At 68.6% G+C, this 18,387-nt stretch carries 19 protein-coding genes; 12 read left to right on the top strand and 7 right to left on the bottom strand.

Features of this window, described 5'->3' with window-relative positions:
- The first annotated feature begins 6 nt into the window (after window positions 1-6).
- A complete protein-coding gene (locus HLH48_RS09705) occupies window positions 7-762 on the top strand; it encodes a competence/damage-inducible protein A (RefSeq protein WP_182997296.1) in 756 nt (251 codons plus the stop codon).
- A gap of 52 nt (window positions 763-814) precedes the next feature.
- Here HLH48_RS09705 and HLH48_RS09710 read toward each other — a convergent pair whose 3' ends face one another.
- From HLH48_RS09710 to HLH48_RS09720, 3 genes are read right to left on the bottom strand one after another with little or no spacing between them, the layout of a single operon-like run.
- Window positions 815-1,771, bottom strand: coding sequence for an acetyl-CoA carboxylase carboxyltransferase subunit alpha (locus HLH48_RS09710; protein ID WP_182997297.1), 957 nt, complete (start codon window positions 1,769-1,771; stop codon window positions 815-817).
- Between the two features lie 18 nt (window positions 1,772-1,789).
- Window positions 1,790-2,755: a tyrosine recombinase gene (locus HLH48_RS09715; RefSeq protein WP_182997298.1), complete on the bottom strand. Its 966-nt coding sequence runs from the start codon at window positions 2,753-2,755 to the stop codon at window positions 1,790-1,792.
- Between the two features lie 7 nt (window positions 2,756-2,762).
- Entirely contained in the window at window positions 2,763-2,966 is a 204-nt protein-coding gene (locus HLH48_RS09720; protein WP_182997330.1) for a hypothetical protein, read from the bottom strand.
- Window positions 2,967-3,002: 36 nt separating this feature from the next.
- Here HLH48_RS09720 and aroB point away from each other — a divergent pair, with 36 nt between their 5' ends.
- From aroB to HLH48_RS09735, 3 genes are all read left to right on the top strand, one after another.
- A complete protein-coding gene (gene aroB / locus HLH48_RS09725) occupies window positions 3,003-4,700 on the top strand; it encodes a 3-dehydroquinate synthase (protein WP_182997299.1) in 1,698 nt (565 codons plus the stop codon).
- A gap of 303 nt (window positions 4,701-5,003) precedes the next feature.
- Window positions 5,004-6,143, top strand: a complete 1,140-nt coding sequence (locus HLH48_RS09730; protein ID WP_182997300.1) for an OmpA family protein — start codon at window positions 5,004-5,006, stop codon at window positions 6,141-6,143.
- Window positions 6,144-6,262: 119 nt separating this feature from the next.
- Window positions 6,263-6,721 (top strand): GtrA family protein, encoded by a 459-nt coding sequence (locus HLH48_RS09735; protein WP_264813285.1) that lies wholly within the window; start codon window positions 6,263-6,265, stop codon window positions 6,719-6,721.
- A gap of 9 nt (window positions 6,722-6,730) precedes the next feature.
- Here the strand turns inward: HLH48_RS09735 and HLH48_RS09740 are convergent, their stop codons facing one another.
- On the bottom strand, window positions 6,731-7,435 hold the full coding sequence (locus HLH48_RS09740) for a TenA family protein (RefSeq protein ID WP_182997301.1): 705 nt from the start codon (window positions 7,433-7,435) through the stop codon (window positions 6,731-6,733).
- A gap of 142 nt (window positions 7,436-7,577) precedes the next feature.
- On the opposite strand from HLH48_RS09740, the gene alaS reads away from it, so the two are divergent.
- The 4 genes from alaS to HLH48_RS09760 all read left to right on the top strand — a co-directional run bounded on the left by alaS (window position 7,578) and on the right by HLH48_RS09760 (window position 13,004).
- Window positions 7,578-10,214, top strand: a complete 2,637-nt coding sequence (alaS, locus tag HLH48_RS09745) for an alanine--tRNA ligase (protein WP_182997302.1) — start codon at window positions 7,578-7,580, stop codon at window positions 10,212-10,214.
- 240 nt (window positions 10,215-10,454) lie between these two features.
- Window positions 10,455-11,153 carry a carbonic anhydrase gene (locus tag HLH48_RS09750; RefSeq protein ID WP_182997303.1) on the top strand — a complete coding sequence of 233 codons (699 nt, stop codon included), beginning with the start codon at window positions 10,455-10,457 and terminating at the stop codon, window positions 11,151-11,153.
- The gene (locus HLH48_RS09755) at window positions 11,131-12,045 is read left to right on the top strand and encodes an endonuclease/exonuclease/phosphatase family protein (protein ID WP_182997304.1); all 915 of its coding nucleotides are present in this window, start codon (window positions 11,131-11,133) and stop codon (window positions 12,043-12,045) included. Before HLH48_RS09750 ends, HLH48_RS09755 begins: the two co-directional genes overlap by 23 nt.
- Window positions 12,045-13,004 carry an aldo/keto reductase gene (locus tag HLH48_RS09760; protein ID WP_182997305.1) on the top strand — a complete coding sequence of 320 codons (960 nt, stop codon included), beginning with the start codon at window positions 12,045-12,047 and terminating at the stop codon, window positions 13,002-13,004. The genes HLH48_RS09755 and HLH48_RS09760 overlap by 1 nt, the downstream gene beginning before the upstream one ends.
- A gap of 8 nt (window positions 13,005-13,012) precedes the next feature.
- Here HLH48_RS09760 and HLH48_RS09765 read toward each other — a convergent pair whose 3' ends face one another.
- On the bottom strand, window positions 13,013-13,150 hold the full coding sequence (locus tag HLH48_RS09765) for a hypothetical protein (protein ID WP_182997306.1): 138 nt from the start codon (window positions 13,148-13,150) through the stop codon (window positions 13,013-13,015).
- A 209-nt stretch (window positions 13,151-13,359) separates the two neighbouring features.
- Here HLH48_RS09765 and HLH48_RS09770 point away from each other — a divergent pair, with 209 nt between their 5' ends.
- Both HLH48_RS09770 and HLH48_RS09775 read left to right on the top strand, forming a co-directional pair.
- Complete coding sequence (locus HLH48_RS09770; protein WP_182997307.1) at window positions 13,360-13,956, top strand: cupin domain-containing protein; 597 nt, start codon at window positions 13,360-13,362, stop codon at window positions 13,954-13,956.
- On the top strand, window positions 13,953-14,654 hold the full coding sequence (locus HLH48_RS09775; protein ID WP_182997308.1) for an NADPH-dependent F420 reductase: 702 nt from the start codon (window positions 13,953-13,955) through the stop codon (window positions 14,652-14,654). Before HLH48_RS09770 ends, HLH48_RS09775 begins: the two co-directional genes overlap by 4 nt.
- Window positions 14,655-14,688: 34 nt before the next feature.
- On the opposite strand, the gene HLH48_RS09780 is transcribed toward HLH48_RS09775, so the two are convergent.
- Window positions 14,689-15,234, bottom strand: a complete 546-nt coding sequence (locus HLH48_RS09780; RefSeq protein WP_182997309.1) for an HdeD family acid-resistance protein — start codon at window positions 15,232-15,234, stop codon at window positions 14,689-14,691.
- Between the two features lie 309 nt (window positions 15,235-15,543).
- On the opposite strand from HLH48_RS09780, the gene rpsD reads away from it, so the two are divergent.
- Together rpsD and HLH48_RS09790 are read left to right on the top strand one after the other, a co-directional pair.
- Window positions 15,544-16,161, top strand: coding sequence for a 30S ribosomal protein S4 (rpsD, locus tag HLH48_RS09785; protein ID WP_182997310.1), 618 nt, complete (start codon window positions 15,544-15,546; stop codon window positions 16,159-16,161).
- A 100-nt stretch (window positions 16,162-16,261) separates the two neighbouring features.
- The gene (locus HLH48_RS09790; protein WP_182997311.1) at window positions 16,262-17,833 is read left to right on the top strand and encodes a peptide chain release factor 3; all 1,572 of its coding nucleotides are present in this window, start codon (window positions 16,262-16,264) and stop codon (window positions 17,831-17,833) included.
- Here HLH48_RS09790 and HLH48_RS09795 read toward each other — a convergent pair.
- Entirely contained in the window at window positions 17,805-18,326 is a 522-nt protein-coding gene (locus HLH48_RS09795; RefSeq protein WP_182997328.1) for an MATE family efflux transporter, read from the bottom strand. The genes HLH48_RS09790 and HLH48_RS09795 overlap by 29 nt on opposite strands.
- Window positions 18,327-18,387 lie beyond the last annotated feature (61 nt).

Raw genomic sequence — 18,387 nt, forward strand, 5'->3', positions numbered from 1 at the left:
GCCGCCATGAACCCGACAGCCTGCATTCTGGTCATCGGCAACGAGATTCTTTCGGGCCGGACGCAGGACGTCAATGTGCAATATCTGGCGCGCCGCCTGTCCGAACTGGGAATCACGCTGTCGGAGGTGCGGATTATCCCCGACCACCGCGACATCATCGTGACCGCGCTGTGCGACGTGCGCGCCCGATTCGACCATGTCTTCACCACCGGCGGCATCGGCCCGACCCATGACGACATCACCGCGCCCTGCGTGGCCGAGGCCTTCGGGGTGCCGTGGGTCGTGCATCCGGAGACCTATCGGGCGCTGGAGGCCCATTTCGCGCCCGGCACCTTCAATGCCGCGCGCCAGCGGATGGCCACCCTGCCGCAGGGCGCGACCCCGATCACCAACCCCGTCTCGATCGCGCCGGGATTCAGCATCGGCAATGTCCATGTGCTGGCCGGCGTGCCGCGCATCATGCAGGCGATGTTCGAGGCGCTGGCCCCGGACCTGCCGCGCGGCACGCCCGTGACCTCGCGCAGCTGGTACGCGCTGGACCTGTTTGAAGGGGGGCTGGCCGCCGGGCTGTCCGAGATCCAGGACCGCTACCCCGACCTCGATATCGGGTCCTATCCCTTCGGCCGGCCGGACGGGCGGCGCGGCGTCGCCCTGGTCTGCAAGGGGCTGGACCGCGACTCGGTCCTCGCGGCGGCGGACGAGACACGCGCGCTGATCGCGGAACTGGGGTTTGCGCCGGTGGAGGGCGAACCCCCGCCCTGAGTTTCCGCCCGCCGGCGCGGTTGCCTGGACGGGCCGCCGCGCGCCCGACTGGTCAGGTCAGGCCGTCGCGGCCCATGGCCAGGAATTTCTCGCGGCGCTGGGCCACCAGCGTGGGGCCGCCGAGAGACAGCAGGTCGGGCAGTTCGGCGGCGATGGCGTCGCCCACCGCGCGAATCGTCGCCTGCGGATCGCGTTGCGCGCCGCCTATCGGCTCGGGGATGATACGGTCGATCAGGTGCAGTTGCAGCAGGTCCTGGGCCGTCAGCTTCAGCGCCTCGGCCGCGCTGGTCGCCTGCTTGGGATCGCGCCACAGGATCGAGGCGCAGGCCTCGGGCGAAATGACCGAATAGATCGCGTGTTCCAGCATCATCACCCGGTCGCCCGCGCCCAGCGCGATGGCGCCGCCCGATCCGCCTTCGCCGATCACGGTGGCGAGCACCGGGACCGGGGCCGACAGGCAGGCATCGATGGAGCGCGCGATCGCCTCGGCCTGGCCCCGGGCCTCGGCATCGATGCCGGGCCACGCGCCCGCCGTGTCGATGAAGGTCAGGATCGGCATGCCGAACCGGCCCGCCAGCGCCATCAGGCGCTGGGCCTTGCGGTAGCCCTCGGGGCGGGCCATGCCGAAATTATGCTCCAGCCGGCTTTCCAGCTCCGACCCGCGCTCGGTCCCGATCACCACCACCGGCGTATCCTGGAAGCGGCCGATGCCGCCGATGACGGCCTTGTCCTCGCCGAACAGGCGGTCGCCCGCCAGCGGCGTGAAATCCGCGATCAGGGTATCGATATAGTCGGCCGTATGCGGACGCTGCGCGTGGCGCGCGACCTGGACCTTCTGCCCGGGCGTGAGCTTGGCGTAGGCGGCGCGAAGCTGCTTGTCCGACTTTTCGGTCAGACGGGCGATTTCCTCGGCGATGTTGATGCCGTCGGGGCCGGACATGTGACGGAGTTCGTCGATCTTGTTCTCAAGCTCGGCGACCGACTTTTCAAAATCTAGAAACTGGCGCATCCCGTGCGGATAGCACAGCTACGAATCCTGCCAAGTCCCCCCGCCCGCTTCGCCGCCGGGTTCGCCGGCCGCCGCCGCCGCGCGGGCGCGGCCGCCGGCGAGCGGGTGATGGGTTTCGACCACCGCGCGCAGCCGTTCGGCCAGCACATGGGTGTAGATCTGGGTGGTGGCGATGTCGGCATGGCCCAGCAGCATCTGGAGCGCGCGCAGGTCGGCGCCGCGCGCCAGCATGTGGGTGGCGAAGGAATGGCGCAGCACGTGCGGCGACAGGCGGGCGGGGTCGAGCCCGGCCCGCAGGGCCACGTCATGCAGGATCCGGTCGAACCCCTGCCGCGTCAGGGGGCGCTGGCCGCCGCGGCCGGGAAACAGACAGGGGCTCCGCAGCGGCTTGTCGCACGCCGCCAGGGCCTCGGCGGCCGCGCGCGCCTGGACGGAGAGCGGCACGAGTCGCTCCCGCCCGCCCTTGCCGCGCACCAGCAGCATGCGGGAATCCCCGGCCAGGGCGCGGCGCGGCAGGCCCAGCAGCTCGGAAATGCGCAATCCGGACGCATAGAGGATTTCCAGCGCCGCCCGGGCGACCAGCCAGCGCCGCCCGTCGTCGGGCGGGGGATCGCACGCGCCCAGCAGGCGGTCGACCTCGGCCTCGGTCAGGAAGCGCGGCAGGGTGGCCGGCAGGCGTGGGGCATCGAGCAGCGCCGCCGGATTGTCGGCCCGCATCCCCTCGCGCGTCAGGAACAGGTAGAACTGCTTGAGGCAGGACAGGCGCCGCGCCTGGGTGCGGGGCGACAGGCCGGCCCGCGCCAGCCCGGCCATATAGTCGCGCAGCAGGCCGGAATCGGCGCGCGCCGCGCCGGTTCCGGCATGGTCCGCGAACGATTCGAGGTCGCGCAGGTCGCGGCCGTAGGCCCGCAGCGTGTTCGCCGCCGCCCCGCGTTCGGCGGCCAGCATTTCCAGGAACGCCTCGGCCTGGGCGGCCAGGCTCATGCCCGGCTCATGTATGCGCGAAACGGTCCGGCGGGAGGTCCTTGTGGACCGGCACGGCCGGCGCCGGCGGCGGAAACGCCCCCAGCGACAGGAAGCCGCCGATTCCGACCACGACCACGATGCCCGCGAGAGCCAACAGGATGCGCCGCATGACCGACCCTTTTGCGCGATGATGCCCGCCGCGGCGCCCCGGGCGGGGCTGATGCGACATGGCGAGTTGTCCCTGCTCTATGGTAGGTTGGCGTTCATGTCACGCCAGAACGCCTCCGCCCCGTCCGAGACGCAGCCTTTGCCCGCCGCGCCCGGCCCCGCCCCGCGCGACGACAGTGTCGTCCTGGTCGGGTTGATGGGAGCGGGAAAGACGACGATCGGCCGGCGGATCGCGGCGCGCCTGGGCATGAAATTCATCGACGCCGACGTGGAGATCGAACGCGCGGCGGGGTGTTCGATCGCCGATCTGTTCGCCCAGTATGGCGAGCCCGAGTTTCGCAAGGGCGAGCACCGGGTCATCCGCCGTATCCTCGACGGACCGCCGGTGGTGCTGGCGACGGGGGGCGGCGCCTTCATGGACCCCGCGACGCGGGCGATCGTGCGCGAGCGCGCGACCTCGGTCTGGCTGCGCTGCCCGCTGCCGGTGCTGGTGCGCCGGGTGCAGGGGCGCGGCCACCGGCCGCTGCTGAACGCCGGCGAGCCCCGCGACGTGCTGGCACGATTGATGGAGATCCGCCATCCGATCTATGCCGAGGCGGACATTACCGTGGATTGTGGAGAAGAAAGCGTGGAACAGAGTGCCGCGACCGTCGTCAATGCGCTGGCGCTGGGCGGGCAGCCGCGGCTGGTGCCCGTCATGCTGGAGCGCTGGCGCTATGACGTGACGATCGGCGAGGACCTGCTGCGCCATGCCGACGTGCTGCTGTCGCCGATCCTGCCGCAGAAGCGGGTCGTGGTCGTGACCGACTCGACCGTCGAGGCGCTGCACCTGCCCCGGCTGCTCCAGGGGCTGGCGAACGGGGGAATCGAGGCCCGGACCATCGTCGTACCGCCGGGCGAGCGGTCGAAGACCCTGGCGGAATATGGGCGCGTCACCGGCCTGCTGCTGGAGGCGGGGATCGAGCGCGGCACCACCGTCATCGCGCTGGGGGGCGGCGTGGTCGGCGACCTGGCGGGCTTCGTGGCCGCGACGACCATGCGCGGCCTGCCCTTCGTGCAGATTCCGACCACCCTGCTGTCGCAGGTCGATTCGTCGGTCGGCGGCAAGACGGGCATCAACACCCCGTTCGGCAAGAACCTGCTGGGCGCCTTCCACCAGCCGCTGGCGGTGCTGGCCGATACCGCGACCCTCGCCACCCTGCCCGCGCGCGAGATCCGCGCCGGCTATGCCGAAATCGTCAAGGCCGGGCTGATCGGCGACGCCGCGCTGTTCGCCTGGTGCGAGACCCATGGCCGGGCGGTGCTGGACGGCGAGGCCGACATCCAGGCCGAGGCCGTGCGGCGCGCCTGCGCCTTCAAGGCGGCGGTGGTGGGCGACGACGAGCGCGAGGAGCGGAAATCCGACGGCAGGGCGCTGCTGAATCTCGGGCACACGTTCGGCCACGCGCTGGAGGCCGAGCTGGGCTATGACGGCCGCCTGCTGCATGGCGAGGCCGTGTCGATCGGCCTGCGGCTGGCCTTCGTCACCTCGGCGCGGATGGGCCTGTGCGACGAGGCGGATGTCGACCGCGTGACCGGGCACCTGGACAGTCTGGGCCTGCCGGCGCATCTGCGCGACCTGCCCTGGCGTTTTTCGGCCGAGCGGCTGATCGCCCATATGCAGCGCGACAAGAAAATGCGCGACGGGCGCCTGTCCTTCGTCCTGGTGCGCGGCATCGGGCAGGCCTTTACCTGCCGCGACGTGCCGGACGGGCTGGTGCGGGAGATCCTGCTGGCGGAAGGGTGCGCACCATGAACGGTTGCGTCATGCGTTGCGATATCGCAACATAGATGTATCGATATCACATCATGGCGCCGACAGGCCGTGCCGGCGCGCGGGCGACATGACCCCCACCGGAAAAGGGCAGCCACCGTCACATAATCTTAGCGAAACGAACTGTTGCTTTTTCAACACGGTGCTCAATGGTAATGGCTGCGTTGCCCATGATGCGGGTTCCTAACCCGGAACCGTTAGATCTATAGGGGGTTAAGCATCACGCTGAGGTTGGCCGTCTGTGGTTTGACGGCTACTCGAACGGATGATCAAGAGGACGAAAAAATGCGTCTCCGCACGGCATTACTCGCCACCACGCTGATGGCAGCGGCTCCGGTTGCAGCCAATGCAACCATCATTACCGGACCGTATGTCGATCTGGGCGGTGGTTACAACCTGGTTCAGACCCAGCACGGCCACTTCAATGGTGACGGATACAACAATCCGGCGACTGGCCTGAGCTCTTCGCGCTACCGCCACAAGGACGGCTTCACGGGCTTCGGCTCCTTCGGCTGGGGCTTCGGCAATGGTCTGCGCGCCGAGGTCGAGGGCGTGTACAACTATTCCGAGCTCAATCACCGCAGCGGCCCGGCGAACACCACCAGCGGCAGCGACCAGTCTTATGGCGGCCTGGTGAACGTGCTATATGACATCGACCTGAAGCAGTTCGGGATCGACGTGCCCATCACGCCGTTCGTCGGTATCGGTGCCGGCTATCTGTGGCAGCATTACAACCCGACCACGACGTACTATGCCAACACGCCGTACTCGACCCGTCTGGGCGGAACGCGCGGTGGCTTCGCCTATCAGGGCATCGTCGGTGCGGCCTATGACATCCCCGATGTGCCCGGCCTTCAGCTGACCGTCCAGTATCGCATGCTGGGTCAGACGGGCTTCGGCGGCAGCGTGGGTCCGTTCCCGCAATCGTCGTTCAACCAGTATGGCCGCACCGAAGGCCACGTCAATTTCGACAACCGCTTCAACCACCAGTTCATCCTGGGTCTGCGCTATGCGTTCGACACCGCGCCGCCGCCGCCGCCGCCGGCTCCGGTCGTCGTGCCGCCCGCTCCGACCCCGGCGCGCACCTACCTGGTGTTCTTCGACTGGGATCGTTCGGACCTGACGGCCCGCGCGCGTGAAATCGTGGCCGAAGCCGCCCAGGCCTCGACCCACGTCCAGACGACGCGGATCGAAGTCAACGGCTACACCGACAACTCGGCGGCCCATCCGGGCGCGCGCGGCCAGAAGTACAATCTGGGCCTGTCCATCCGTCGCGCCGACAGCGTGAAGGCTGAACTGATCCGTGACGGCGTGCCGGCCACCGCGATCGACGTCCATGGTTACGGCGAGGCGCATCCGCTGGTTCCGACGGGTCCCAACACCCGCGAGCCGCAGAACCGTCGCGTGGAAATCATCCTGCACTGATCCTGGCGGTTTCCGCCCGGTTCGACAGGGTAAAGGGGGATGCCTTCGGGCATCCCTTTTTTATTGCGCCGTCCTTATCGTGCCGTCTTCCCGGCCATAGCTGACGAGATTCGTGCGACGTGCCGGACTCCCCTGCCCCGACAGCCGCCGCCCCCGATCGGAAAGGGAGCCTGCGTGCCCGGATCGTGCCGTTCGTGAAATTCGGGATCGTCGGCGGGATGGGGCTGATGTGGGACACGCTCGCGGTCTATGGATTGCGGCCGCTGCTGGGCCTGAGCGCCGCCGCCGTGCTGGCCTATTTCATCGCGGCGACCATGAACTGGCTGGCCAACCGGCTATGGACCTTCCGCCATGTCGTCCATGCCGACCGGCCCCTGGTGCAGTGGGCGCGATACCTGATGGCCAATGCGCTGGGCTTCGTCCTGAATCGCGGGATGGTCTTCACGCTGTTCCTGCTGGTGCCGCCATGCCGGACCTTTCCCGTCCTGGCGCTGGCGGCCGGGGCGCTGGCGGGGCTGGCGGCGAATTTCACGCTCAGCCACCGCGTGGTCTTCCGTCATCGGCGGACGGATGCCTGACCACAGGGTTCAGAGCATGCCGGAGCGGCCGGCATTCCAGAACGCGGCTTCCAGCTTTACGGCGGTACGGAATTCGGCCAGCAGGGCGGGATAGCGGCCTTCGGCGCCATAGCGCGCGCCCAGCGATTCCAGCGTGCGCAGCCCGGCATTCACCAGCCCGATGAATTTCTCGCCCCCGTACAGGGCGATCCAGTCCCAATATGGATTGCCCTCCCGCCGGGTCGCCGGGTCGGCCAGCAGGCGGGCGCCGATTTCGCCATAGCCGATCAGGCAGGGGGCCAGGGTCACGATCAGGTCCAGCAGGTCGCCCGTCTGCCCCCGATCGAGGATGAAGCGGGTATAGGCCAGCAGTTCCAGCGATTCCGGCTGGTTGTGCAGGTCGTCGACACCCAGGCCCCAGCCGGCGCAATAGGCGATATGCAGCGCCAGTTCGGTATCCAGCAGGCCGGACACGATGGCCGAGGCCGAACGCATGCCTTCCATCGTATCGGCCTTGTAGATCGCCAGCGCGTAGGCGCGCGCGTACTGGATCAGATACAAATAATCCTGGACCAGGAAACGCTGGAAATCGGCCTGCGGCAGCGTGCCGTCCGCCATGCCGCGCACGAAGGGATGGTGGATGAACCGCTCCCAGTCCGCGCCGCAATCGCGCCGCAGCCTGCCGGCCAGACCCTGTTCCAGAATGGGCCAGTCCCGTTCCGCGATCCAGCTCATGCGTCCATCCTCCCGTTGTTATCGTGCGTCGGCGATTCGGCCTGCCGCGTGCCGCGGCTCTTCCTGCCGGGCACGGCGTGCGCTAGGTGATGGTATCCGAGCTTTGCAGCCTTCGCCATTTCAGGATCGTCAGCCCTCCGCCATGACCTCGACAAACGATATCCGCGCGGCCTTCCTCGACTATTTCGCGGCCAACGGTCATCAGATCGTGCCGTCCTCGTCGCTCGTGCCGCGCAATGACCCGACCCTGCTGTTCACCAATGCCGGCATGGTCCAGTTCAAGAACGTCTTTACCGGGCAGGAAACCCGCCCCTATTCCCGCGCCACCACGGCGCAGAAGGTGGTGCGGGCCGGCGGCAAGCATAACGACCTGGACAATGTGGGCTACACCGCCCGTCATCACACCTTCTTCGAGATGATGGGCAATTTCTCGTTCGGCGACTATTTCAAGCCCGAGGCGATCGAGTTCGCCTGGACCCTGATCACGCGCAATTTCGGCCTGCCGGCCGAGAAGCTGCTGGTCACCGTCTATGCCGACGACGAGGACGCGGCCGCGCTGTGGCGCAAGATCGCCGGCCTGCCGGACCAGCGGATCATCCGCATCGGGACCGCCGACAATTTCTGGCGGATGGGCGATACCGGCCCCTGCGGCCCGTGTTCGGAAATCTTCTACGACCATGGCGCCGACGTGCCCGGCGGGCCGCCCGGATCGCCGGACGAGGATGGCGACCGGTTCGTCGAGATCTGGAACCTCGTGTTCATGCAGTTCTTCGAGGACCCGCCGGGGGTTCGCTCGCCGCTGCCGCGCCCGTCGATCGATACGGGAATGGGGCTGGAACGGTTCGCCGCCATCATGCAGGGCAAGCGCGACAATTACGACACGGACACGATGCGCGCGCTGATCCTGGCCTCGGCCGAGGCCACGGGGCAGGACCCGGACGGTCCGTTCCGCGCCAGCCATCGCGTGGTGGCCGATCATCTGCGCTCGACCTCGTTCCTGATCGCCGACGGGGTGCTGCCGTCCAAGGACGGGCGCGGCTATGTCCTGCGCCGCATCATGCGTCGGGCGATGCGCCACCTGCACATGATGGGCACCAAGGAGACACTGTTCCATCGCCTGGTGCCCGCCCTGGTGCGCCAGATGGGCGCCGCCTATCCCGAACTGGTCCAGGCCGAGGCGCTGATCCGCGAGACGATGCGCGGGGAGGAAGAGCGCTTCAAGGCGATGCTGGAACGGGGCCTGGCGCTGCTGGCCGACGAGACGGCGAAGCTGGGCGACGGGCAGAAACTGCCGGGTGACGTGGCGTTCAAGCTGTACGATACGTTCGGCTTTCCGCTGGACCTGACGCAGGACGCGTTGCGCGGCGGCAGCCATGAGGTCGATGTCACGGGTTTCGACGCCGCGATGCAGGTGCAGCGCGAGCGCGCCCGCGCCGCGTGGAGCGGGTCGGGCGACAGCGCGACCGAGACCGTGTGGTTCGAGGCGCGCGATACGTTCGGTGCCAGCGAGTTCCTGGGCTATGCCACCGAACAGGCCGATGCCGAGATCCAGGCCATCGTCAGCGAGGGCCGGTCGGTCGGCGAGGCGTCGGCGGGGGCCGAGGTCGCGCTGCTGCTGAACCAGACGCCGTTCTACGGCGAGAGCGGCGGCCAGGTCGGCGATACCGGCCTGATCACCGCGCCGGGCCTGCGCATCGCCGTCACCGATACGCAGAAGCGGCTGGGCGACCTGCTGGTGCATTCCGGCACGGTGGTCGAGGGCACGGTTCGCGTCGGGCAGGCGGTGACCGCCACCGTCGACCATGCCCGGCGCAGCGCGATCCGCGCGCATCATTCCGCGACGCATCTGCTGCACGAGGCCCTGCGGCGGCGCCTGGGTGCCCATGTCACGCAGAAGGGCAGCCTGAACGCGCCCGACCGGCTGCGTTTCGATATCAGCCAGCCTCGGCCCCTGACGCCGGAGGAGATCGCCGAGGTCGAGGCGGAGGTGAATGCGCGCATCCGCGAGAACAGCGCGGTGACCACCCGCCCGATGTCGCAGGAGGAAGCCGTGGCGCAGGGCGCGATGGCGCTGTTCGGCGAGAAATATGGCGACGAGGTGCGCGTCGTGTTCATGGGACCGGCCGAGGAGAACCGTCCGGCCTGGTCGATCGAGCTGTGCGGCGGCACGCATGTGAACCGGACCGGCGATATCGGCCTGTTCCGCATCACGTCGGAAAGCGGGGTTTCGGCCGGCATCCGCCGTATCGAGGCCGTGACGGGCAAGGCCGCCGAGGAGGCCGCCGTCGCGACCGAGCAGCGGCTGGCCCAGGTGGCGTCGATGCTGCGCGTTTCGGCGGCCGAGGCGCCCGAGCGGCTGGCGGTGATCCTGGAGGAGCGCCGCGTCATGGAGCGCCAGATTTCCGACCTGCAACGCAAGCTGGCCAGCGGCGGCGGGGACGGCGCGACCATCGAGACGATCGCCGGCATCGGCTTCATCGCCCGCAATGTGGGCGACCTGCCGGCGCGCGAGTTGAAGGCGCTGGCCGATTCCCTGCGCCAGCAGGTGGGCTCGGGCGTGGTGGCGCTGGTTTCCACCGCCGATGGCAAGGGCAGCGTGGTCGTCAGCGTCACCGCCGACCTGACGGAACGGTTCGACGCGGTCGAGCTGGTGCGGGCGGCCAGCGCGGCCATGGGCGGCAAGGGCGGCGGCGGGCGGCGCGACATGGCGCAGGCCGGCGGCCCCGACGTGGCGCGGGCCGACTCGGCCCTGGACGCGGTACGCCAGGCCCTGGCGTAGCGGGCGGCACATCGTCGTGCCGCGACCACGCGGCGATGTGTCCGGCGCCTGACATAGTGTGTCCCGGCGTCCCGGAGCGGAAACCGCATCTGTGCCGGCTTCGTTTCCGTGCTATCGTTCCAGGGCCCGGCTGTGTCGGCGCCCTGGCGCCCGCTTGCCAGGACGATACATCTCCGTCAGGGCGACCGTTCGAACGCCACTGTGGAGTCCCAGACGGACTTCAGGACATAGGGACCTTCGATGGCCGATACCGATGCCAAGAAAACACTGATCTCGCTCCTCCAGGGGGTGGAAAAGTTCAACGCCGAGGTCTTTCCGCAGAATCGCGAGCTGTTCGCCGACCTCGCCGCCCAGCAATCTCCCGACACGCTGTTCATCGCCTGCGCCGACAGCCGGGTGAATCCCAGCATGATTACCCAGACGCAGCCCGGCGACCTGTTCGTGCTGCGCAATATCGGCAACATCGTGCCGGCCTACGGCGAAATGCTGGGTGGCGTGTCGTCGGCGATCGAATATGCGGTGCTGGCGCTAGGGGTGTCGCATATCATCGTCTGCGGCCACTCGGATTGCGGGGCGATGAAGGCCCTGCTGGACCCGGATCCGTCCAAGCTGGCGAGCATGCCCACCGTCGCGTCATGGCTGCGGAATGCCGAGGCGGCGCGCGCGGTCGCGGGGGCGTTGCAGGCCACCGATGCGGGGCCGCAATCCGTGCGCAGCCTGGCGGAACAGAACGTGCTGCTCCAGATCGCGCATCTGCGCACCCATCCGGCGGTTGCCGCCGCCATGGCGCGCAATACGCTGATCCTGCAAGGCTGGTTCTACGATATCGCCAGCGGCGAGGTCGTGATCCTGGACGAAACCACGCGGTCCAGCATCCATGTCGACCAGGCGATCGCCCGCCTGACCAACGAGGTGGATGCGAAGACTGAGCAGGTCTGATCGGCGGCGGGCCGCCATCGGCCTCCTGGTCTGTGCCGGGTGGCTGGTGGCGGCCCTGGCTGGTCCGTGGGCCAGTCCGGGGGTCTCGGCACGCACGATCAAGGTCTCGACCTGGAACCTGGACTGGCTGACGGAGCGGGCAGCGGGCGACCCTGCCCTGCCGCCCGGCCTGCATCGTCGCAGCGCGGGCGGACTGCGCCAGTTGAGTGCGTATGCCGCGCGGCTGGACGCCGATATCGTGGGGTTTCAGGAAGTCGATTCTCCGGCTCTGGCCGCCCGCCTGTTCCCGCCCGGACGCTATCGGATCGTCATGACCGGCGATCATGTCGTGCAGCGTGCCGGGCTGGCGGTGGCGACGGGACTGACCGTCACGCGGCATCCGGACCTGTCGGAACTCGACGTCTATCCGCCCGATGCCCCCCATCAGTTGCGCGCGGGGCTGGATGTCACGATCGATGACGGGGCGGCCAGCCTGCGCATCCTGGTCGTGCATCTCAAGGCCGGATGTCGCGGTGCCGCGCTGACTGACCGGCGGCCCGCCTGCCGGACGCTCGCGCGGCAATTGACGGTGCTGGACGACTGGATCGCCCAGCGGCAGGATGAGGGCGTCGCCTTCGTGGTCATGGGGGATTTCAACCGCAACCTCACGCCGTCCGACCCGTTCTTCCGGCAACTGGAAACCGACGGCCCACTGACGCTGACGACGGCGGGACGGGCCAGCCCGTGCTGGGGCGGCACCTATTTCATCGACCATATCCTGCTGGGCAACCAGGCCCGCGCGTGGCTTCGCCCCGGCAGCCTCCGGGTCCTGACCTATGACGCGCGGGACCCCGCCCAGGCGCCGGACCTGTCCGATCATTGCCCGGTCTCGGTCGGGCTGGAGATGCCCTGATGGACTATCGTCACCTCGGCCGGTCCGGCCTGCGCGTTTCAGCCGTCGGGCTGGGTTGCAACAATCTGGGCGGCCGGATCGGGCTGGAAGAATCCCGCGCCGTGGTTCACCAGGCCCTGGACAGCGGCATCACCCTGTTCGACGTCGCGGACGTGTACGGCCGGCGCGAGGCCCATTACGGCGCGTCGGAGGAAACGCTGGGCGCGATCCTCGGCCCGCGCCGCAACGACATCGTGCTGGCCACCAAGTTCGGCATGCCGATGGATGCCGACGGGCGCCTTCAGGGGGCCTCGCGCCACTATATCCGCCAGGCGGTCGAGGCCAGCCTGACCCGGCTGCGCACGGACCGGATCGATCTGTACCAGGTCCATACGCCCGACCCGGCGACCCCGATCGGGGAAACGCTGCGGGCGCTGGACGACCTGACCCGGGAGGGGAAGATCCTTTATGCCGGCTGTTCCAACTTTCCGGCCTGGCAGGTCGCCGATGCCTGTCATGTCGCCCGCGCCGCGAACTCTGCCGGCTTCATTTCCTGCCAGGACGAGTTGTCGCTGCTGGCGCGGGACGCGCTGCGCGACCTGGTGCCGGCGATCCGTCATTACGGACTGGGGCTTCTGCCCTATTTCCCGCTGGCCAGCGGCGTGCTGACCGGGAAATATCATCGCGATACGCCCCCGCCCCCCGGCAGCCGGCTGAGCGCCTGGATCTATCTGGCCGATCGATACCTGACCGACGCCAACTGGAGCCTGCTCGACCGGCTGGACGCGGTGGCGCGCGCGCATGGGCGCAGCCTGACGGAACTGGCCTTCGGCTGGCTGCTGTCGCACGACGTGGTGGGCTCGGTCATCGCCGGCGCGACCCGGCCCGCGCAGGTCGAGGCCAATGTCGCCGCCGCCAGCCGCCCGTTGAGTGTCGAGGAAGGCGCTGCGATCAGCGCCGCGCTGTCCGGTCCGGCGTGACGCGCGGATCAGGCGGGCCAGACGCCCGAGAAGAAGGCGGCCCGCCACCCGATCGCCAGCATGCCGATGACGAACAGGATCGCGCCCATGAGCTGGAAGGCATTACGCAGCGGTGCCTGGGGGGCATGATCCTCGGTCTCGGGCATGGATGGTTCCGTTCCTGCGTTATGATTCTTCTTACCCCGCGCCGCGACGACAGGAAAAGCGTCGCGGCCGCCCGGCCCGGCTGTGTGACGTACATTTGTTCGGTCGGCGTATCATGGGCCGGGCGCGGGCCGGCCATAAATTGCTTTTCACTGTTCGTCCCTTTGCCGCGCGGGACATAGTGAGGCCTCCCCCCTGGAGGAGACCGGACATGACCGTCTCGCGACGCGCTTTCCAGACCTTCCTTGCCGGAATCGGCCTGTCGCTGGCAGGAACCGAGGTGCATGCCGCCGGCTCGACAGACCGTGACGTCGACTCCTTCATGCTGCCGCGCAATGACTGGGTGCCCAACAACGACCATCTGCCGGTACTCTATTACCGTAACGTGCTGGCATTGCCGGCCGGCGACCCGGCTTCGGCGTTCGAGGAGTTGTTCACGGCCAATGGCTGGCCGCCCCAGTGGCGCTGGGGGGTCTATGATTTCCACCATTTCCATTCCACCGCGCATGAGGTGCTGGGCGTGGCCTCGGGCTCGGCGCGGCTGATGCTGGGTGGGCCGGGCGGCCGGGTGGTCGATGTGCGGGCCGGCGACGTCGTGCTGCTGCCGGCCGGCACCGGCCACCGCAACCTGGGATCGGACGACGATTTCCTGGTCGTCGGCGCCTATCCGCCGAACCAGCATTTCGACCTGCGCCGCAATGCGCTCTCGACCGAGGAACTGACGCAGATGAACCATGTCCCCTTCCCCGCCAGCGATCCGGCGAGAGGCGCCGGCGGCCCGCTGACCGCGCTGTGGCATCAGGCATGAAGCGCCGTACCCTCCTGGCCGGACTGGGCGCCCTGCTGCCCGCCCGCCTCGCCCTGGCCGCGCAGCCCCTGCGGATCGGGACCATCGGCGCCGGCCATGTCGGCAGTACCCTGGCCGGCCTGTGGCTGCGGGCCGGCCATCCGGTCATGCTGTCGGCCGGCGATATCGGATCGGCCCGTTCGGCGGCCCAGGCGCTGGGCGGTGGCGCGCAGGCCGGCACGCCGCAGGAGGCCGCGCGGTTCGGCGAGGTGGTGCTGCTGGCCGTGCCCTATGGCGTGCTGCCGGATGTCGCGGCGGAACTGCGCGGATCGCTGGCGGGCAAGACCGTGATCGATGCGTGCAATCCGTATCCCTGGCGTGACGGCGACATCGCGCGCCAGGCCAGGCAGCGGGGAGCGGGGGTCGTCACGCAATCGTTCTTTCCGGGCGCGCATGTCGTGCGTGCCTTCAATTCCGAGGACATGTCGACCATCGGCGCCGAAGCGCATCGGCCGCCGCCTCTGCTGGGCATTCCGTATGCCGGCGACAATCCGGCGGCCATGCGCACGGTGGGCGGCCTGATCGCCGAAGCCGGATTCGACCCGGTCGCGGCCGGACCGCTGGCGAACGCGCGGCTGTTCCAGCCGGGCTCCGCGGGGTTCGAGGCCCGCCTGACGGCGCCGGAACTGCGCGCGCGGCTGGGCCTGCCCCCGACGTGAAAACGGGGGGCGCGTGCCCCCCGGTGCTGTTTTTTCAGGGGCTGGTCGGGGCGTTCGCCTGGCGCAGCGCGAGGCCGAACTGGATCCAGCCCACGCCGGCGGCGATCAGTTCCACCGCGATGAAGGTGCCGATCAGCCACAATCCCGACCAGGGCAGCGTCATGTACAGGCACACGCCGACCAGGAGGCTGATCAGCCCGGCGCCCAACACGATCCACCAGCCGTTCAGTTCCCGATGGCGCGCCGCGATCAGCATGCGCATGGTCCCGGAGACGATCAAGCAGGCGGCGATGAACAGGGTCAGCACGATCGAGCCGGTGACCGGCTCGTACATCAGCGAGATGCCGCCGGCGACATAGAGCGCGCCGCCCAGCAGCGACAGGACGAAGCCGCCCCAGTCGCGCACGGCGAAGGCGTGGAACAATTGCGCCGCGCCGGCGATCACCAGCAGGATGCCGATGATGACCGTGCTGGCCAGGGTGACGGAAATCGCGTCGATCCAGGCGACGATGCCCAGCGCGATGGACAGAAAGCCCAGCAGGACGAACAATCCCCAGCGCTGCGTGAACGGGGTGGCCATGGCCTCTCCTCGATGCCTAAGATAGAAGATACAGGGGAGTATACGGACTTCCCGCCCCGCGGCACCGGCTTTTTTTTGGCGTCGCGGCCATGCGGTTGACAGGTCGGCCGCGAAACGCCTATAGGCCAGCCCCACTGCCGGGAACGTGGACGGACCGGCCGGTGCCTGATCGGGTGATTGCTCCCCGGCGCCGGTAATGCGGTCCGCGCCCGCCCTGTTCATGCGGAACAGGGCCTACCGGTGCAATACAGGGCGGCGACCGGCCTTTGGGCCGCGAGGCCGCCTGTCGATGATGGAAGATCGCGCGCGATGAGCAAGCGCCTTGAGAGCAAGTATAAAATCAACCGCCGCCTGGGCGTCAATCTGTGGGGCCGCGCGAAGTCGCCGGTCAACAAGCGGGAATACGGCCCCGGCCAGCATGGCCAGCGCCGCAAGCAGAAGCCGTCGGACTTCTCGGTCCAGCTGATGGCGAAGCAGAAGCTGAAGGGCTATTACGGCAACATCAGCGAGAAGCAGTTCCGCAAATATTATGACGAGGCCGTGCGCCGCAAGGGCGATACCTCGGAGAACCTGATCGACCTGCTGGAGCGCCGGCTGGACGCGGTGGTCTATCGCCTGAAATTCGCGATGACGCCGTTTGCCGCCCGCCAGTTCGTCAGCCACGGCCACATCACGGTCAATGGCCGCAAGGTCAACATCCCGTCCTTCCTGGTGCGCGATGGCGACGTGATCGAGGTGCGCGAGAAGTCCAAGCAGCTTGCCATCGTCCTCGACTCCGCGCAGAGCGGCGAGCGGGACGTGCCGGAATATGTGGAAGTCGATCACCGCCAGATGAAGGGCCGCTTCGTGCGCGCGCCGAAGCTGTCGGACGTTCCCTACCCGGTGCAGATGGAACCGAACCTGGTCATCGAGTTCTACTCGCGCTGATCCGGTCTTCCAGACCAACGGTTGCGGCGCCGGGCGTGGGGGAAATCCCCGCGCCCGGCGTCTGCGTTTCCGGGACCCGCCGCCCGAACCATAAGCCCGCATGGATGTTGCCGTGAACGCCGAGCCCTCGACCGACCTCGCCCCGACCATCGCCCGGGAAATCGCCCGGCGGCGCACCTTCGCCATCATCTCGCACCCCGACGCGGGCAAGACCACGCTGACCGAGCGCATCCTGCGGGCGGGCGGCGCGATCCAGATGGCGGGCAATGTGCGGGCCAAGGGCGAGCGCCGCCGCACGCGGTCGGACTGGATGGGCATCGAGCGCGATCGCGGCATCTCGGTCGTGACCTCGGTGATGACGTTCGAATATGGCGGATGCATCTTCAACCTGCTGGACACGCCGGGCCACGAGGATTTCTCGGAAGATACCTATCGCACGCTGACGGCCGTGGATTCCGCCGTGATGGTGATCGACGCCGCCAAGGGGATCGAGGACCGGACGCGCAAACTGTTCGAAATCTGCCGCCTGCGCGATATTCCGATCGTCACCTTCATCAACAAGATGGACCGCGAGGCGCAGGACCCGTTCACGCTGCTGGACGAGATTTCGTCCGCGCTGGCGCTGGATACCGCGCCGGCCACCTGGCCGGTCGGCCGGGCCGCGCAGTTCGTCGGCACCTATGACCTGCGCGCGCGCCGGTTGCACGTGTCGCCGCCGCTGGAACAGTCCGACCCACGCATGATGCAGTTGGCCGAGGAACTGGAACTGGCCGAGGCGGCGCTGCCGACCTTCGACCGCGAGGGCTTCAATGCCGGGCATCTGACCCCGGTCTTCTTCGGCAGCGCGATGAAGGAGATCGGCGTGACCGACCTGCTGGACGCGCTGGTGGCCTTCGGCCCGCCGCCGCGCGACCAGGCGACCGAGAACCGCACCGTCCGCGCCAACGAGACCGGCCTGACCGCGCTGGTCTTCAAGATCCAGGCCAACATGGACCCCAATCATCGCGACCGCATGGCCTTCGCGCGGATCTGCTCCGGCCGGCTGGAACGCGGCATGCGGCTGAAGCACACCCGCACCGGCAAGCAGTTCGCGCTGCATACGCCGCAATTCTTCTTCGCCCGCGACCGGCAGTTGGCCGAGGAGGCCTTTGCCGGCGACGTGGTGGGCATTCCCAACCACGGGACGCTGCGGATCGGCGACACGCTGACCGAGGGCGAGGACCTGCGCTTTACCGGCGTGCCGCATTTCGCGCCGGAAATCCTGCGCCGCGTCCGGCTGGACGACGCGATGAAGGCCAAGAAGCTGCGCCAGGCGCTGACCGAGCTGGCCGAGGAAGGCGTGGTGCAGTTGTTCCGCCCGCAGGACGGGGCGCCGCCGATCGTCGGCGTGGTGGGCACGCTTCAGCTCGATGTGCTCCAGGCGCGGCTGGGTGGGGAATACGGGGTGAGCATCGGCTTCGAATCCACGCCCTACAACCTCGCCCGCTGGGTGGTGGGCGACAGGGCGAAGCTGGAGACATTCGCCATGGCCAACCGGTCGGCGATGGCGGACGACCTGGACGGCGACCCGGTCTTCCTGGCGGGCTCGGCCTTCATGATGCGACGCACGGCCGAGATGAATCCCGACCTGGCCTTCCATGACATCAAGCAGATCGGGGTGGAGACGCGCTGAACCCGGCGCGACGCAGCGTATAGACCGTCCGCCCCCCCAGCAGCAGCGCGACCGTCACCAGCGCGGTCGCCACGCCGCCCCACAGGCCGACGACCCCCAGCCCGCGCCGGAAGGCCAGCCAGCCGGCCAGCGGGAAGCCGACGCCCCAATAGCCGGCGACGGCCAGCACCATCGGCACCAGGGCATCGCCCCGCCCGCGCAGCACCCCGACCAGGACCGCCTGCGCCCCGTCGGCCACCTGGAAGATCGCCGCCAGCAGCAGGGCGGACATGGCGATGCGCGCGCTCTGGGCATTGTCCGGCAGGGACGCGTCGAGATAGAAGCCCACGATCGGGGCGCGGAACAGGTAGATCAGGCAGCCGACCACCCCCATGCCGCCGATCGCCGTGGCGACCGCCACGCCGGCCGCGCGGCGTACCCGGTCGGGCCGCCGCGCGCCGGTCGTAAGCTCCCGGCGACTGACGCCTTGCTGAATATTTCTGGTCTGGTTCAGCTATGAAGCATGAACGATTTAAGAGATAGGGACGCGGTACTACCTGCGAGTGTCGCAGGTA

Origin of the sequence: Gluconacetobacter sacchari (genome assembly GCF_014174255.1) — a bacterium.
Lineage (GTDB): Bacteria > Pseudomonadota > Alphaproteobacteria > Acetobacterales > Acetobacteraceae > Gluconacetobacter > Gluconacetobacter sacchari.

Excerpts from the sequence above, each read along its gene's own strand:
- HLH48_RS09705 (WP_182997296.1), top strand. The coding sequence starts at position 7 with ATGAACCCGACAGCCTGCATTCTGGTCATCGGCAACGAGATTCTTTCG.
- HLH48_RS09710 (WP_182997297.1), bottom strand. The coding sequence starts at position 1,771 with ATGCGCCAGTTTCTAGATTTTGAAAAGTCGGTCGCCGAGCTTGAGAAC.
- HLH48_RS09715 (WP_182997298.1), bottom strand. The coding sequence starts at position 2,755 with ATGAGCCTGGCCGCCCAGGCCGAGGCGTTCCTGGAAATGCTGGCCGCC.
- HLH48_RS09720 (WP_182997330.1), bottom strand. The coding sequence starts at position 2,966 with ATGTCGCATCAGCCCCGCCCGGGGCGCCGCGGCGGGCATCATCGCGCA.
- aroB (WP_182997299.1), top strand. The coding sequence starts at position 3,003 with ATGTCACGCCAGAACGCCTCCGCCCCGTCCGAGACGCAGCCTTTGCCC.
- HLH48_RS09730 (WP_182997300.1), top strand. The coding sequence starts at position 5,004 with ATGCGTCTCCGCACGGCATTACTCGCCACCACGCTGATGGCAGCGGCT.
- HLH48_RS09740 (WP_182997301.1), bottom strand. The coding sequence starts at position 7,435 with ATGAGCTGGATCGCGGAACGGGACTGGCCCATTCTGGAACAGGGTCTG.
- alaS (WP_182997302.1), top strand. The coding sequence starts at position 7,578 with ATGACCTCGACAAACGATATCCGCGCGGCCTTCCTCGACTATTTCGCG.
- HLH48_RS09750 (WP_182997303.1), top strand. The coding sequence starts at position 10,455 with ATGGCCGATACCGATGCCAAGAAAACACTGATCTCGCTCCTCCAGGGG.
- HLH48_RS09755 (WP_182997304.1), top strand. The coding sequence starts at position 11,131 with ATGCGAAGACTGAGCAGGTCTGATCGGCGGCGGGCCGCCATCGGCCTC.
- HLH48_RS09760 (WP_182997305.1), top strand. The coding sequence starts at position 12,045 with ATGGACTATCGTCACCTCGGCCGGTCCGGCCTGCGCGTTTCAGCCGTC.
- HLH48_RS09765 (WP_182997306.1), bottom strand. The coding sequence starts at position 13,150 with ATGCCCGAGACCGAGGATCATGCCCCCCAGGCACCGCTGCGTAATGCC.
- HLH48_RS09770 (WP_182997307.1), top strand. The coding sequence starts at position 13,360 with ATGACCGTCTCGCGACGCGCTTTCCAGACCTTCCTTGCCGGAATCGGC.
- HLH48_RS09775 (WP_182997308.1), top strand. The coding sequence starts at position 13,953 with ATGAAGCGCCGTACCCTCCTGGCCGGACTGGGCGCCCTGCTGCCCGCC.
- HLH48_RS09780 (WP_182997309.1), bottom strand. The coding sequence starts at position 15,234 with ATGGCCACCCCGTTCACGCAGCGCTGGGGATTGTTCGTCCTGCTGGGC.
- rpsD (WP_182997310.1), top strand. The coding sequence starts at position 15,544 with ATGAGCAAGCGCCTTGAGAGCAAGTATAAAATCAACCGCCGCCTGGGC.
- HLH48_RS09790 (WP_182997311.1), top strand. The coding sequence starts at position 16,262 with ATGGATGTTGCCGTGAACGCCGAGCCCTCGACCGACCTCGCCCCGACC.